The organism is Lactobacillus helveticus DSM 20075 = CGMCC 1.1877, assembly GCF_000160855.1.
GTDB lineage: Bacteria > Bacillota > Bacilli > Lactobacillales > Lactobacillaceae > Lactobacillus > Lactobacillus helveticus.
The window spans coordinates 569391-583379 of the sequence record NZ_GG700752.1 but is presented as its reverse complement, the minus strand read 5'-3'; the positions used below and the strand labels follow the sequence as shown (position 1 = coordinate 583379).

The following is a 13989-nucleotide window of genomic DNA, read 5'->3' as shown; positions in this document are numbered from 1 at the left end:
TGAGTCTGGAAAAATATTTTTCCAAACTCACTCATTTTTACCAAATATGTAATAACCGTGTTGGATCTAACTTGCTTAAGTTAAACTGATGAACGTGCTGCTTAGAATTTTCTGGAAACTTCTTAATAAAATCGGCTACATTGTAGAGCCCTGTTGAATACGTCCAAACCCCTTTAACTTTCCTAATTGGATCAAGCATTTCATTTCTGATTGGATAAGCAGAAATTAAGAAATGCTTATGATGAAACTTGAATACAAAGTATGGTAACTTGAATTGCTTTACAGCCTCATCTTCAGTTTTTGCAATAGAAACTACATTTCGATATGTACCATATTTTTCAGTAAACTTTTCGTTGAATGAAAAGTAGAAGTTAGAGATATGCACATGTGGAAAATCTTCTTCTTCCACTTGATCTGGAACTGCAATCACATGTGCATAACGATCTAAATTACTTTCTCTCTGGGACAAAGCGTGATCCATTTGATTAGGGATAATCTTGTGTGCCCAGTAAGGTACCTCAGGATGAGCCTCATATGAACGATACATTTGTTTAACTACTTCTGGTTTTACCCAGTCATAATGCATTCTCGTCTGATTACGTTTAAGCAAATTCTCTAATGTATTGTGCTGCATAAAATCAACTACAAAACATTCATAATGATACTTATCTACCCATGGCTTAAAATGCTCAATTGCACTCGGAACAATATGCGTTCCATCGACAATTACGGTTTCCCCATGTTCCATCTTGTGTTCTACAAGGTGATCCACCATTTGCTCAGTACGCACTGTTACGTGCCGCGGAATAACTTGGTGTAATACATCCGCATCCTCTTGATAATAAACTGTCAAATTCGCCAATAATAACCTTATTTGATCTCGACTAATCGCATAAGGCATTAAGTGATGGCGTACAATAAAAGAAGATTTACCGGAGCCAGGTGCACCTCGTAATAAAAATAATTTACGCATGCCTAATACTCCAAACTAAATATACTAGAAATCATATTAGATTTTACCATAGATACGCGAAAATCATTATTAAGAGCACTAAAAAAATGCAGCAAGCTGCATTTTAACTCCTCAGTATTTCTTTTTTAACAATATTTAACTGCTCATCCATAGTATAAACAATTGGTTCTGCGTTAGGCACTTCCAAGTTTACAATATCGTGATTGTTAATATTTTCTAATTTTTTAATTAAAGCTCGCAAACTTGAACCATGAGCTACTATTAATTGATCCTCACCATTAAGCAATCTTGAAGCAATGTGATCATAATAATATGGCATTAGTCGCTTTTGTGTTTGATGCAAACTCTCCGCACGCGGCATTAAATGTTGATCACACAACTTATAACGTTGATCGATAACTGGCGAGCCTTGCTTTGGCGGAACAGAGTCAAAACTGCGCCGCCATAATAAAACTTGCTCTACGCCAAAGACTTTACGTGAGGTATCCTTGTTAAGGCCTCTTAAGGCGCCATAATGCCGTTCATTTAAACGCCACGTCTTAGTCATAGGTAGCCATAAGAGATTGCACGTCTCAGCTACGATATTGGCTGTTACAATAGCACGCGACAAAACAGAAGTATGAATATGCGTTGGTGCAAAATCAGAAATAGTATTAATCAATTCACCTGCTTTTTTAGCTTGTTGCTCACCTTTTTTGGTTAACTGCACATCATTCCAGCCCGTATAAACATTTGCGGCATTAGCAACACTTTCACCGTGTCGAACCAATACTAATTTCGCCATTTTATCGATTCCTTTATTTAAGTAAACATCTAATAATCATTACTATACCAGCAATTGTAAAAATTATCCCCATAATCATGAAGGCTCTAATGCCACCTTTATTATTGAGCTGCTTGCGTCTATTAAAGGCGTAAGACATGTCATAGATCCCCATAATCAAAACAATTATCGCTGTAAAAATATTAACTGAGAACATTTTTTCACCTAATCCTCATTAGTTCCACGGCATGGAACGATCATTTTATCATTACGTCCACGTTCACATTCCGCTTGTAAAGTTACATGGTTAATATCCAATTCTGATTTAAGTTTTTTACCAATATCTTGATAAAGATTCTCAAGTTCATCTGCGTGAAGATTGCGATCAACATTAATATGGGCATCCATCATAATAAAGTCATCACTGTAGCGCCATACATGGACATGGTGAATATTCTTTACTTCTGGAAAAGAAAGCACAATATCATTAACTGAATTTAAATCAATATTGGGATTTGATTCCATCAACACATTAGCAGCTTTCATCGTGATTTCATAAGCTTCATGCAAAACAAAGATTGAAACCAAAATTGTCAAAACCGGATCAAGCCAAGTCACATTCCAGAAATAAATGAAAATCGCGCCGATTACAACAGCTACACTAGACAAGGCATCACTAAGCATATGAATAAAGGTTGAACGGACATTTAAATTACCTTTAGCATCCTGATGCATGGCTAACATAGAAATAATATTAGCTACCAGTCCGATAATTGACACGACCAGCATAATTCCGCCATGAATATGTTCTGGTTTCCAAAATCTTTGAATAGCTTCAACGAATAATACAACACTAATAACTATTAGCACAACACCGTTAGTAAATGCAGCCAAAGTTTCGGCTCGATCATAGCCAAAAGTCTTTCGCTGATTGCGGTTTCTTCTACTAATCAAGTGCGCTACAAAAGACAAAATAATGGCCCCTACATCACTTAAATTATGCACAGCATCTGAGAGTAATGCCAATGAGCCTGATAAAATACCACCTAAAAATTCCGCAATAGTAATTATCACATTAAGCAATGTAACAAATACATAACGCTTTGTTGTATGATCTTTATTCATAAATATCTTCCTTCCGTTATCAGTGTACCAAAAAAGCCCTACTTATGCAGTAGGACTTATTTTTATATTTTTTCGGCATCGACATTATAATCTACAATTTCAAATTTGCCATTATCGTGCAAAATCCCCCGAGTGACACTTCCGTTATCTGGGAAAATAATATCGTGTTTGTCATCGCTTTTATTCCAGTACTTGATTGATAAGGTCTTAATAAAATCACCATGAGTTACTAATAACACTCTTTGTTCATTTTTGGTTACATCTCTTAAGACATCAATTGCGCGAACCATGCGTTCATCTAGCTCATCTTTATCTTCAGCCAAATGTCTTGGATCTGCTCTCTTAGTAGCTTCACGAAATTCTCGCAAACCTACTTGATTGATAATCTTGGCAACATTATCTTCATGCCCTATGCCTGCTGCCATTGCTACCCGATCCCAGGTTTGGTTAATATCGTCACCTTCAAAAGTTCCGAAGAATACTTCACGAAATTCAGGTAACTTTTTAATTTTACCAATATCTGAGACCAAGTTAGCATCTTTCATTAAGTGAACAGTGTCAATTGCTCTTTTTAAATCAGATGAATACATATTATCAAAGTGAACCTGGCTCAAAGCATTAGCGGTCACTTTTAAATCGTTAATTCCCTTAACAGTCAGCGGTGAATCACACCAACCTTGAACCTTATTCAATTGGTTAAACATGGTTTCACCATGGCGAACTAAATAAACTTCTGTTGACATATTAATCTCCCTTTACATTACTAAATATTGTATCAAACTTAATGTAAATAAGCTTTATAAAAGAAATATCCGGCTTGAACAAACGCCAATGTGGCAATAAAAATTCGGATCGGTTTTTCTGGTACTCGTCTTAAAATTGCTGGTCCAATATAACCACCAATAAACATCCCGATAGCTAATGGTATCGCCTGCAGCCAATAGATGTGCGAAGTAAAAATAAAAATGATGAGAGCCACTAGATTAGCAAAACCACAAATTACATTTTTGATTGCATTAATTACAATGAATCTTTCATTAGTTATATAAGTCAAAAGCACGAGTACTATTACACCACCAGCAGCGCCAAAATAACCGGTGTAGGCGCCCATTATTAAAAGTGCAATGAAATAGATTATCTTTAACCATGTCGGCTGCTTTTTGGTATTTAAACTGTGATGTTTTCCCGAAACAATGATCATAATTCCAGAAAATGCTATGAAAAACGGTACTGCTTTTTCAAAAACGCTGGATGGAAACGAAAGCAAAAGCATGCAGCCAATAATTGAACCAACTACAGTAAAAATCGTGTAAAACCATACCTGCTTCCAGTGCCCTTTTAACTCTTTCGTAGAAGAAACGGTTGAACCTATACTAGTCCAAATTAATGCAGCGTCATTGGTCACATTGGCAAAAACAGGCGGAATACCTACAGCTAACAGCACCGGATATGAGGCAAGTGATGCCATCGATGCAATAGAGGAAAGCAACCCACCAGCTACTCCACCTAGCAACAAGAAAATTGTCGTCCAAATCGTCATTTTCTAATCCCTTTCCTTAAACTATCTTCTTCATTATAATTCTAGTAGTTACTAACACAAAGGAAGTCATTACATGTCTACATTCAATACTTTAATTTTTATTCCCGAGGGCAGTCTTTTAAATGAAAAACTAGCTGAAAGAAATGCTCTTCGCCAAACCTTAAAACATTATGGCGTAGATTGGGGGACCTGCAGAACGGATTAAATATACTAGCCTGCAGAAACAATTCAAGCTTTTATCCACAGATGAACAAATCGATTTAGCTTTATCTACATATTTAAAAGAAAATTTAGCTGCAACACGAACTATTTTTGCACAAAAAATGCAAGAACAAACTCGCTTGGTTAAAGGTGCTACCGATTTTTTAGATGAGGTCAGTGGTTCTCTGCGTATGATCTTGCTTACTAAAGAAACTAGAACTCAGATTGAACCGCGCCTAGCACCAACAGAATTACTCAGCTCTTTAGATTTTGCCTATTTCGCAGATGACTTCAAAGTCAAATTACCTAGTAAAAATATCTTCTTCAAGATATTGAAAGATCATCCTGAGATTGATCCTGACAATACTCTTGTGATTGGTACAAATCTAGATGAAGAAATTCAGGGCGCAGAGAATGCAAATCTAAAGTCATTATGGCTCGCACCAAAAAAGGACAAGATTCCTATCTCACCTCGCCCTACTTTGCATTTAAGCAAATTAGCAGACCTTGATTTTTATCTAGATCTCAACTAACAGTTATAATAGATATATGTAACTTAGAAAGGATGATTCTATGACAAAAGTTGCTGTTATCTTTGCAGACGGTTGCGAAGAAGTTGAAGGTTTAAGTGTTGTTGATGTATTGCGTCGTTTAAACGTTGAATGCGATATGGTCGGTTTACACAGTAAAGACGTTGATGGTGATCACCATATTAAATTAACTTGTGATAAAGTTGTGGACGACAGCTTGCTTGATTACGATTTGGTAGCATTCCCAGGTGGAATGACTGGTTCAGCTAACTTGCGTGACGATGAAAAATTACGCGATTTAATGGTTAAGCGCCATGAAGCTGGTAAGTGGGACGCTGCAATGTGTGCTGCTCCTCGTGCATTGGCTCGCTATGGCGTATTAAAGGATGCTGAATTCACTTGCTACCCAGGTATCGAAGAAGAATGTGAAAAGTATGATCCAAGTGCTCACTTTAGCGAAAGAATTACTGTCACTGACAAGGAACACAAAGTTTTGACCAGCCGTGGTCCAGCTACTGCTTGGGCATTTGCCTACGCTATCGCAGAAGCACTTGACGTTGATACTAAGCAATTGAAGCATGGTATGCTTTACGACTACTTAGCTGATAACATTAAAGATAGTTTATAATTTGTGATTTCATTATGGAAAAAGAATATTATAAACAACCCTATCATTAACCGGAAAGCCAGGTTCCTAATCCAAGCTTTTCAGAAATTATGAAAGATTTCTTTTTTGCACCTTTTAAGTGGAATGCTCGAAGCACAAGAAAAGAATTTTGGGTCAGTTATGCTATTCAACTCGTTATAAGTATTATTATTGGTACCATCGAATTGCTTGCACTTTTACCTTATACCACAGTTGATACCAACGATACTGGTTGGACTGAACCTGTATCATCTATCACAATCACGTTTATTATTATCAATGTGATTGTAGCTATTCTATTGATTTGGTTAAAACTAGGACTATTAGGTACTGCAGTCAGACGATTACATGATACTAACCATGAAGGCTGGTGGATTTTACTATATTTAGTACCATTTGGCTGGATTTTTATCATTTACTTTATGATTTTGCCTACTGTTTAGATGGGGCAATTACTTATTTACTAAATAAAAATTGGCATCAAAAAAGCATCCCTAATTGGGATGCTTTTTGTATAAAGGTAAATCTGAAGATTAACGCTTTGAGAATTGTGAAGCTTTACGGGCTTTCTTCAAACCTGGCTTCTTTCTTTCCTTCATTCTTGGGTCACGAGTTAAGAAACCTGCCTTCTTAAGTGGACCACGGAAATCTGGGTCAACTTCAAGAAGAGCACGTGCGATACCGTGACGGATAGCTCCGGCTTGGCCAGAGAAACCACCACCGTTAACATTAACGTGAACGTCGTATTGACCTTCAGTTTCAGTTAATGTTAACGGTTGTTTCAAATCTTTAACCAAGTTAGGGTATGGAATGTATTGATCAACATCTTTACCGTTAACAGTGATCTTACCGTTACCTGGTACTAAACGAACACGCGCAACTGAATCCTTGCGGCGACCAGTACCTGTGTATGCAGCTTGTTGTGCCATTATTTAACCTCCTAATTAAATTAACTTGTTGATATCTAACTTTTCAGGCTTTTGTGCTTCGTGCTTGTGGTCTTCGCCAGCATAAACATGCATCTTCATGAATTCATGATGACCAAGAGTGTTCTTTGGAAGCATACCCTTAACTGAGATTTCAACCATCTTAACTGGGTTATTGGCAAGCAATTCACCGTATGAAACAGCCTTCAAGCCACCACGCCATTCTGAGTGGTGGTAGTAGAACTTGTCTGAAGCCTTTTTACCAGTCAACTTAATCTTTGAAGCGTTGATAACAATAACGTTATCACCGGTATCAACATTAGGTGTGTATTGAGGCTTGTTCTTACCTCTCAAAATAGTGGCTACAGCTGCAGAAAGACGACCTAAAGATACGTCAGTTGCATCAATAATGTACCACTTACGTTCGATTTCACTAGATTTTGCTAATGGTGTAGTACGCAATTTAAATTCCTCCGTTTATTTGCAGTTTGAAAACAATAAGTTTCCGGGGCCTATCGTGGACAAACATACTTTACTAGAGTACGTCCTTTTTGCTAAAAAGTCAATTATAAATGCCGGTCCTGTCGATATTTTTGTGGTATTCATCATAAAAAACGTGATATAGATAAAGACCACTTGCTTGAGCAGTTTGTCGTACTTCTTGTCTATCTTTAGCGGCAATTACACGCTTCAAATCATGAACCGGGCGCCTTCCATTGCCAATTTCAAGCAATGCAGCAACCATAATTCGAACCATATTGTATAAAAAACCAGAACCAATAAAATCAAATACTATTTCATTTTCTTTTTCATCTTTAGCAATGTTCACATAATAAATAGTTCTGACCTTATCCTCTATCTGTCCACCGCTTGCTGCAAAGCTAGTAAAATCATGCTTGCCTAGCAAGTCTTTAGCGGCTTCTTGCATTTTTCCTACATCCAATGCATAAGAAAAATGTCCTGTGTAGAATCGCTTAAAAGGATTAACAAAATGATCCAAACTTACTCTGTAGCGATACCATTTACCTTTGATAGAATATCTAGCATGGAAATTCTCATTAACTATTTCACAATTATTAAAAATAATATCAGTCGGCATCATTGAATTTAATGCTAAAATCATCCGATTAGCCGGAATAGTTTTACCAGGATAATCAAAATGGATTACTTGTCCAATGGCATGAACACCAGCATCTGTTCTACCCGAGCCTTGAACGATAATTCGCTTTCCCTTAGTCATTTTCTTTAATGCATCTTCAACGGTCCCTTGAACTGTACGTTGATCCGGTTGCAACTGAAAGCCATGGAATAAATGACCATCGTATGCCATTGTCATCTTATATCTAGTTGTCATAATTAATGTGTCCTAAAAATTAACAATAGTCCTACCAACAAAATAAAATATGCCAAAGAAATCAAATCATACTTTGACCAATTTAGAACTCGATATTTAGTTCGTCCTGCACTTCCACGATATCCACGTGATTCCATCGCAGTAGAAAGATCAATCGCCGTTTCAAGCGAATGAATAAATAATGGTACAAGAATCGGTGCAATTGCTTTAGCCCTTTTTATTAAGCCACCATCATTAAAATCAGCTCCACGTGATCTTTGTGCATTCATGATTTTTAAAGTCTCATCAAATAAAGTTGGGACAAAACGTAAGGCGATCGAAATGACAAGGGCAATTTCATCTACAGGAACTTTAAATATTTTTAGAGGCTTTAACAGCCACTCCATTGCATCTGCTATCTCTAGAGGCATAGTTGTCACCGTCATCACTGTAGAAATTAAAATGATTAACGTAAATCGAATGAAGATATATATTGCATTCTCGACACCATAACTTGAAATACTAAATATCCACCAATGCCAAAAAACATGGCCACCAGTCATAAAAAATAATTGCAATAAGGAAGTAAAGAAAATTAAGCCTATTAAAGGCTTAATACCGTTCCAAAAAACTCTTGCTTTTAATCCTGTAGCAATTATCGCTAAAAAACAAAAGAAAGTAATAATTGCATAAGTAATCGGATTATTTGCTAAAAAAATAGCCCAAATGAACAAAATAGTAATTAATAATTTGCCTCGGGGATCCATTTTATAAACAAGAGAATCACCAGGAATATATCGTCCAATAATTATCTTACTCATTAAACCCCCCCTGCACATTTTTCTTAATCCCATCAACTAATTCTTTTATAGTTAATGGATTTTCTTTAAATTTAAAACCTGTTAAAGATGATGCAAATAAACTTGGAGTAGGCTCATCTAAGTAATGTTTCTTCAACCATTCCTTATTTTCAAAAATCTTTCGTGGTTTATCATGCTTTATTAATTTGCCATGTTCCATTACTAAAACATCATCAGCATACTTAGCCACATCATCCATATTGTGTGTGACTAAAATGACAGTATGCCCTGTCTTTTGATAATTTACAAAGATTTGCATCATTTCTTCTCGAGCTCGTGGATCTAATCCAGCTCCTGGCTCATCTAAGCAGAGTATTTGAGGCTCATTGACCATTACACCTGCAATTGCCACACGCCTCATTTGCCCTCCAGAGAGCTCAAATGGAGATTTATAAATCACATCAGTAGGTAATCCTACTTGTTTTAACCATTTTTTTGCCTTAATTTCGGCTTCTTTGTCACTTACCCCAAAATTTTTAGGCCCAAATTTAACGTCTTCAAGCACAGTATTTTCAAACAACTGAGTTTCTGGAAATTGAAATACCAATCCCACTTCTTTGCGCAACTTTTTTAAGTTTTTATTTCCTGTTTGCAGTGTAATATGATATCCAGCTATATCAATGGTTCCCGAACTAGGCTTTAATAATGCATTAAAATGTTGCATCAAAGTCGATTTACCACTACCTGTATGTCCGATCAATGCAATAAAACTTTTGTCTAATAATTCAAAAGAAATATTATCTAATCCCTTTTTCTCCATTGTTGTTCCAGGAGAATAAATATAATTTATATTTTCAAATTTAATTGACATAGATATTGCTTCAACTCATCTTTCGTTCTTAAATTCTGAGGTACCGATACTCCACTCTTATCTAATGCTAGTATCAACTTATTAGTAAACGGAATATCTAGACCTATTTGTTTAAGCATCGTTGTCTTGTTAAAAATCTTTACTGGTGAATCTTGATCAATTATTTCGCCATAATTTAAAACAATGACACTATCTGCCATATTGGCTTCATCGATATCATGTGTGATAGAAACAACTGTTAACTGCTTCTTTTTCATCAGCTCAATAATTATTTTTAAAATTTGCTTTCTACCACTTGGATCAAGCATAGAAGTAGACTCATCTAAAATAATAATTTGGGGCTCAACGGCTAATATTCCAGCAATAGCTATTCTCTGTTTTTGTCCTCCAGAAAGATTTGCAGGCTCAGAATCAATATATTCCAGCATACCCACTTCAGATAAAACATTTCTTACTATTTTTATCATTTCTTGTCTAGGTACACCACGGTTTTCTAAACCAAATGCTACATCATCTCCGACAGTAGCGCCAACAAATTGATTGTCTGGATTTTGAAAAACTATTCCAACTTTTTCTCTAATATCCCAAATATTTTCAGCAGTCACATTGGTCCCTAAAACAGTAATTTTACTATCAGAATTTTCATCTGGTAAAAGTAACCCATTGATTAACTTGGAAATTGTAGATTTACCGCTCCCATTATGTCCAATTAAAGACGTCCATGAACCTTTTTTAACTACAAAATTAACATCTTTTAAGACCGCTTTTTTTGAATCTGGATAAGTGAATTTAACATGTTTAAACTCAATAGCATTATCGTTAGACATACTCACACATTCCCCTCTTAGATTACTTATTAGTAATTGTAACAGAAAAAAGAGCAAAAAAATCATCCATGAAGAGGGATGATTTTATCATCTAAGCTAGACTAAGCTTTCGCCATCATCTTTACGCTTTTTCTCACTTTCATGGATAATTCTTAATACGTATTAAGTTGTGGTAATCCTAAATTAAACTAATTCAAGAATAACCATTGGAGCAGCATCACCTTTACGAGGAACAGCTAACTTCAAAATTCTAGTGTAACCACCGTTACGATCCTTGTAACGAGGTGCCACATCGCTGAAAAGCTTTTGCAATGCTGATTTAACAACAACTGCATCTTTTTCTTCATGAACATCTGCAACTTCGTTACGTACGAATGCTGCAGCCTTTCTTCTTGAAGCTAAATCGCCGCGCTTACCTAAAGTGATCATCTTTTCGGCAGTTTTACGAACTTCTTTAGCACGAGTTTCAGTAGTAACAATACGTTCGTTCATGATTAATTGAGTAGTCATTTCTCTTAGCATTGCTTTTCTGTGAGCACTATCGCGACCTAATTTACGGTATGCCATGGGTTTGCCTCCTTTATTTACCTACTTTAGTCTTCCTGACGAAGTGAAAGACCTAAGTCGGTTAATTTATTCTTAACTTCTTCCAATGATTTACGTCCCAAGTTACGTACACGCATCATATCTGACTCTGTCATATCAGTTAACTCTTGAAGAGTGTTAATGCCGGCACGTTTCAGGCAGTTGTATGAACGAACAGAAAGATCAAGCTCTTCAATTGTCATTTCGAGTTTCTTTTCTTTCTTGTCGTCTTCCTTTTCCACCATTACTTCGCTGAATTTAGTATCTGCATCAGCTGATTCAAATACTTTGAAATGTTCAACTAAAATCTTAGTAGCAAAACTAAGGGCGTCATTAGGCTTGATTGAACCGTCAGTCCAAATCTCAAAAGTGAGCTTGTCAAAATCGTCTCTCTTACCAACACGAGTTGATTCAACTTGGTAGTTAACCTTTTTAATTGGTGAGAATAGAGAATCAACAGGAATTACTCCAATTGGCATGTCATCACTCTTATTGTCACTTGCAGCAACATAACCTCTACCATTTTGTACGGCGATTTCCATGTGCAAGTGTCCACCTTCAGCAATGGTACAAATGTATTGATCCGGATTTAAGACTTGAACGTCTGCATCAACTTTAAGATCATCAGCAGTTACTGTGGCAGGACCTTCAACGTCCAATTCAATAACCTTTCTTTCATCTGAAAGAGACTTTAATTCAAGCTTCTTCAAATTAAGAATAATCTTGGTTACATCTTCTCTGACGCCAGGAACTGTTGAGAACTCGTGTAAAACGCCATCAATTTGCACATAAACAAGTCCAGTACCAGGAATAGAAGTAAGTAAGACTCTTCTTAAAGAGTTACCTAAAGTAGTACCAAAGCCTCGCTCAAGTGGTTCAACAACAAACTTACCGTAAGAATCTTCTTGTTCAACAACGGTAATATTTGGTTTTTCAAATTCAATCATTACTGGGCCCCTTTCAAAACGTAACGTCCTATATCAAGGACAATATTAAACACGACGACGTTTTGGTGGTCTGGAACCATTGTGGGGAACTGGCGTAACGTCACGAATTGCAGTAATTTCAAGACCAGTTGCTTGAAGTGATCTAATAGCAGATTCACGACCAGCACCAGGACCTTTTACAGAAACTTCTACATGTTTCATACCTTGGTCCATTGCACTCTTAGCTGCTGCTTCTGCTGCCATTTGAGCTGCAAATGGAGTAGACTTACGACTACCCTTAAAGCCCAATGCACCAGCTGAAGACCAAGCAACTGCATTACCTTGAACGTCAGTAATCATGACTAAAGTATTATTAAACGTTGAGTGAATGTGTGCCACACCGCTTTCAACATGCTTCTTCACACGACGCTTACGTGCTGTTTTCTTTGCAGGCATCAATAAACCTCCTTATAAATAAATTAACGGTTTCTCTTAGTACCCTTACGAGTACGAGCATTATTCTTGGTATTTTGACCACGAACTGGAAGTCCACGGCGGTGACGAATACCACGATAAGAACCAATATCAACTAATCGCTTAATGTTCATGCTTACTTCACGGCGCAAGTCACCTTCAACACGATACTTATCAACTTCAGTACGAAGCTTTTCTTGATCTTCTGGAGTTAAATCTTTTGAACGAACGTCTTCAGAAACACCAGCATCAGCACAAATCTTCTTAGCAGTTGCATCACCAATACCATAAATGTATGTTAAAGCAACAACGATTCTTTTATCTCTTGGTAAGTCAACACCAGCAATACGAGCCATAAACTACACCTCCTCTTTTTCTTACTATTAACCTTGACGTTGCTTGTGCTTTGGATTTGCTGAGCAAATAACCATTACACGGCTATGTCTTTTAATGACTTTACAATGTTCGCACATTGGTTTAACAGATGGTCTAACCTTCATGTTTCACTCCGTTATATTACTTTATAAACCGATACGTAATTCTACCTTTAGTTAAATCATATGGAGATAATTCTACTGTTACACGGTCTCCAGGCAAAATACGAATATAGTGCATTCTAATTTTACCTGAAACATGTGCTAAAATAGTAGCTCCATTTTCTAATTCAACTTTAAACATAGCATTAGGTAAGGTATCAACTACCTTACCCTCTACTTCAATGACATCATCTTTTGCCAAAGTTGTTCCTCCGCAATTAAACAGTCATACTTTGAAATTATAACACGGATAAAAAATTATACAAATTTATTCTATTGATTATTACTCAATACCGCATCAATATCTTCAAAGACTTTTTCTGGAGTTTGTTCACCATTAATTACAGTAAGCAAACCTTTCTTTTGATAAAAGTCTTTCAAAGGTGCATTCATCTTTTCATTAACTTCAAGACGATTCTTAACAACTTCTGGCTTATCATCTTCACGTTGATAAAATTCATGACTACCACAACGATCACAAGTACCTTCAACTTTAGGTTGCTTTGAAAGTTTATTGTATGTAGCACCACAATTTTTACACATGTATCTAGCTGATAAACGCTTAATCAAAGTGTCCTCATCAACTTCAAGCGCAATAACATTTGTTAATGGTTTCTTCAAGCGTTTAGTAATACCGTCAAGAAGTTCTGCTTGTACAGTAGTTCTTGGAAAACCGTCTAAGATAAAACCTTCTTTAATATCAGGTTGACTTAAACGTTCTTCAACTAACTTAGCAGTTACTTCATCTGGTACTAAGTTACCTTTATCAATGTAACTTTTAGCTTCAAGGCCTACCTTAGTCTTATTAGCCATTGCTTCCCTAAACATATCTCCAGTTGAAATATGAGTTAAGTGATATTTATCGACAATTCTCTCTGATGCTGTACCTTTACCAGCACCTGGTAAACCTAAAAGAATTAAGTTAATCATTTA

20 protein-coding genes and 2 pseudogenes are annotated in these 13989 nt (G+C 36.3%); 3 read left to right on the top strand and 19 right to left on the bottom strand.

The features are described from left to right. Window positions 1-37 precede the first annotated feature (37 nt). The 6 genes from HMPREF0518_RS02755 to HMPREF0518_RS02730 all read right to left on the bottom strand — a co-directional run bounded on the left by HMPREF0518_RS02755 (window position 38) and on the right by HMPREF0518_RS02730 (window position 4401). On the bottom strand, window positions 38-973 hold the full coding sequence (locus HMPREF0518_RS02755) for an AAA family ATPase (protein ID WP_003631355.1): 936 nt from the start codon (window positions 971-973) through the stop codon (window positions 38-40). 103 nt (window positions 974-1076) lie between these two features. Continuing rightward, window positions 1077-1757: a 2,3-bisphosphoglycerate-dependent phosphoglycerate mutase gene (locus HMPREF0518_RS02750; protein ID WP_003625851.1), complete on the bottom strand. Its 681-nt coding sequence runs from the start codon at window positions 1755-1757 to the stop codon at window positions 1077-1079. 13 nt (window positions 1758-1770) lie between these two features. Then, window positions 1771-1953, bottom strand: coding sequence for a hypothetical protein (locus HMPREF0518_RS02745; RefSeq protein ID WP_003625850.1), 183 nt, complete (start codon window positions 1951-1953; stop codon window positions 1771-1773). Window positions 1954-1961: 8 nt separating this feature from the next. Then, window positions 1962-2861, bottom strand: coding sequence for a cation diffusion facilitator family transporter (locus HMPREF0518_RS02740; protein WP_003625848.1), 900 nt, complete (start codon window positions 2859-2861; stop codon window positions 1962-1964). A 62-nt stretch (window positions 2862-2923) separates the two neighbouring features. After that, entirely contained in the window at window positions 2924-3604 is a 681-nt protein-coding gene (locus tag HMPREF0518_RS02735; protein WP_003625846.1) for a histidine phosphatase family protein, read from the bottom strand. Between the two features lie 38 nt (window positions 3605-3642). Beyond that, window positions 3643-4401, bottom strand: a complete 759-nt coding sequence (locus HMPREF0518_RS02730) for a sulfite exporter TauE/SafE family protein (RefSeq protein WP_003625844.1) — start codon at window positions 4399-4401, stop codon at window positions 3643-3645. 73 nt (window positions 4402-4474) lie between these two features. Here HMPREF0518_RS02730 and HMPREF0518_RS02725 point away from each other — a divergent pair. From HMPREF0518_RS02725 to HMPREF0518_RS02715, 3 genes and pseudogenes are all read left to right on the top strand, one after another. After that, a pseudogene (locus HMPREF0518_RS02725) lies at window positions 4475-5135 on the top strand (HAD family hydrolase). Window positions 5136-5175: 40 nt separating this feature from the next. Beyond that, complete coding sequence (locus HMPREF0518_RS02720; RefSeq protein ID WP_003625837.1) at window positions 5176-5760, top strand: DJ-1 family glyoxalase III; 585 nt, start codon at window positions 5176-5178, stop codon at window positions 5758-5760. Window positions 5761-5849: 89 nt separating this feature from the next. Beyond that, window positions 5850-6221: a DUF805 domain-containing protein gene (locus tag HMPREF0518_RS02715; protein ID WP_003625834.1), complete on the top strand. Its 372-nt coding sequence runs from the start codon at window positions 5850-5852 to the stop codon at window positions 6219-6221. A gap of 90 nt (window positions 6222-6311) precedes the next feature. Here HMPREF0518_RS02715 and rpsI read toward each other — a convergent pair whose 3' ends face one another. The 13 genes and pseudogenes from rpsI to HMPREF0518_RS02655 form a co-directional block, all read right to left on the bottom strand. Beyond that, window positions 6312-6707, bottom strand: a complete 396-nt coding sequence (gene rpsI, locus HMPREF0518_RS02710) for a 30S ribosomal protein S9 (RefSeq protein ID WP_003625832.1) — start codon at window positions 6705-6707, stop codon at window positions 6312-6314. Window positions 6708-6722: 15 nt separating this feature from the next. Then, window positions 6723-7166, bottom strand: coding sequence for a 50S ribosomal protein L13 (rplM, locus tag HMPREF0518_RS02705; protein WP_003625830.1), 444 nt, complete (start codon window positions 7164-7166; stop codon window positions 6723-6725). A gap of 104 nt (window positions 7167-7270) precedes the next feature. After that, window positions 7271-8058 (bottom strand): annotated as a pseudogene (truA, locus tag HMPREF0518_RS02700) (tRNA pseudouridine(38-40) synthase TruA). Window positions 8059-8060: 2 nt separating this feature from the next. Beyond that, entirely contained in the window at window positions 8061-8858 is a 798-nt protein-coding gene (locus tag HMPREF0518_RS02695) for an energy-coupling factor transporter transmembrane component T family protein (protein ID WP_003625827.1), read from the bottom strand. Then, window positions 8851-9708 (bottom strand): energy-coupling factor transporter ATPase, encoded by an 858-nt coding sequence (locus tag HMPREF0518_RS02690; RefSeq protein ID WP_003625825.1) that lies wholly within the window; start codon window positions 9706-9708, stop codon window positions 8851-8853. The genes HMPREF0518_RS02695 and HMPREF0518_RS02690 overlap by 8 nt, the downstream gene beginning before the upstream one ends. Further along, window positions 9684-10535, bottom strand: a complete 852-nt coding sequence (locus HMPREF0518_RS02685) for an energy-coupling factor transporter ATPase (protein WP_035504405.1) — start codon at window positions 10533-10535, stop codon at window positions 9684-9686. Before HMPREF0518_RS02685 ends, HMPREF0518_RS02690 begins: the two co-directional genes overlap by 25 nt. Before the next feature lie 183 nt (window positions 10536-10718). Further along, on the bottom strand, window positions 10719-11102 hold the full coding sequence (gene rplQ, locus HMPREF0518_RS02680) for a 50S ribosomal protein L17 (RefSeq protein ID WP_003625821.1): 384 nt from the start codon (window positions 11100-11102) through the stop codon (window positions 10719-10721). Between the two features lie 26 nt (window positions 11103-11128). Further along, window positions 11129-12067: a DNA-directed RNA polymerase subunit alpha gene (locus tag HMPREF0518_RS02675; protein ID WP_003625819.1), complete on the bottom strand. Its 939-nt coding sequence runs from the start codon at window positions 12065-12067 to the stop codon at window positions 11129-11131. Window positions 12068-12112: 45 nt separating this feature from the next. After that, entirely contained in the window at window positions 12113-12502 is a 390-nt protein-coding gene (gene rpsK, locus HMPREF0518_RS02670) for a 30S ribosomal protein S11 (protein WP_003625817.1), read from the bottom strand. A 23-nt stretch (window positions 12503-12525) separates the two neighbouring features. After that, on the bottom strand, window positions 12526-12876 hold the full coding sequence (rpsM, locus tag HMPREF0518_RS02665) for a 30S ribosomal protein S13 (RefSeq protein WP_003625815.1): 351 nt from the start codon (window positions 12874-12876) through the stop codon (window positions 12526-12528). A gap of 27 nt (window positions 12877-12903) precedes the next feature. Next, complete coding sequence (gene rpmJ / locus HMPREF0518_RS09615; RefSeq protein ID WP_003625814.1) at window positions 12904-13020, bottom strand: 50S ribosomal protein L36; 117 nt, start codon at window positions 13018-13020, stop codon at window positions 12904-12906. Window positions 13021-13036: 16 nt separating this feature from the next. Then, window positions 13037-13258: a translation initiation factor IF-1 gene (infA, locus tag HMPREF0518_RS02660; RefSeq protein WP_002878178.1), complete on the bottom strand. Its 222-nt coding sequence runs from the start codon at window positions 13256-13258 to the stop codon at window positions 13037-13039. Window positions 13259-13329: 71 nt separating this feature from the next. Beyond that, complete coding sequence (locus HMPREF0518_RS02655) at window positions 13330-13986, bottom strand: adenylate kinase (RefSeq protein WP_003625812.1); 657 nt, start codon at window positions 13984-13986, stop codon at window positions 13330-13332. Window positions 13987-13989 lie beyond the last annotated feature (3 nt).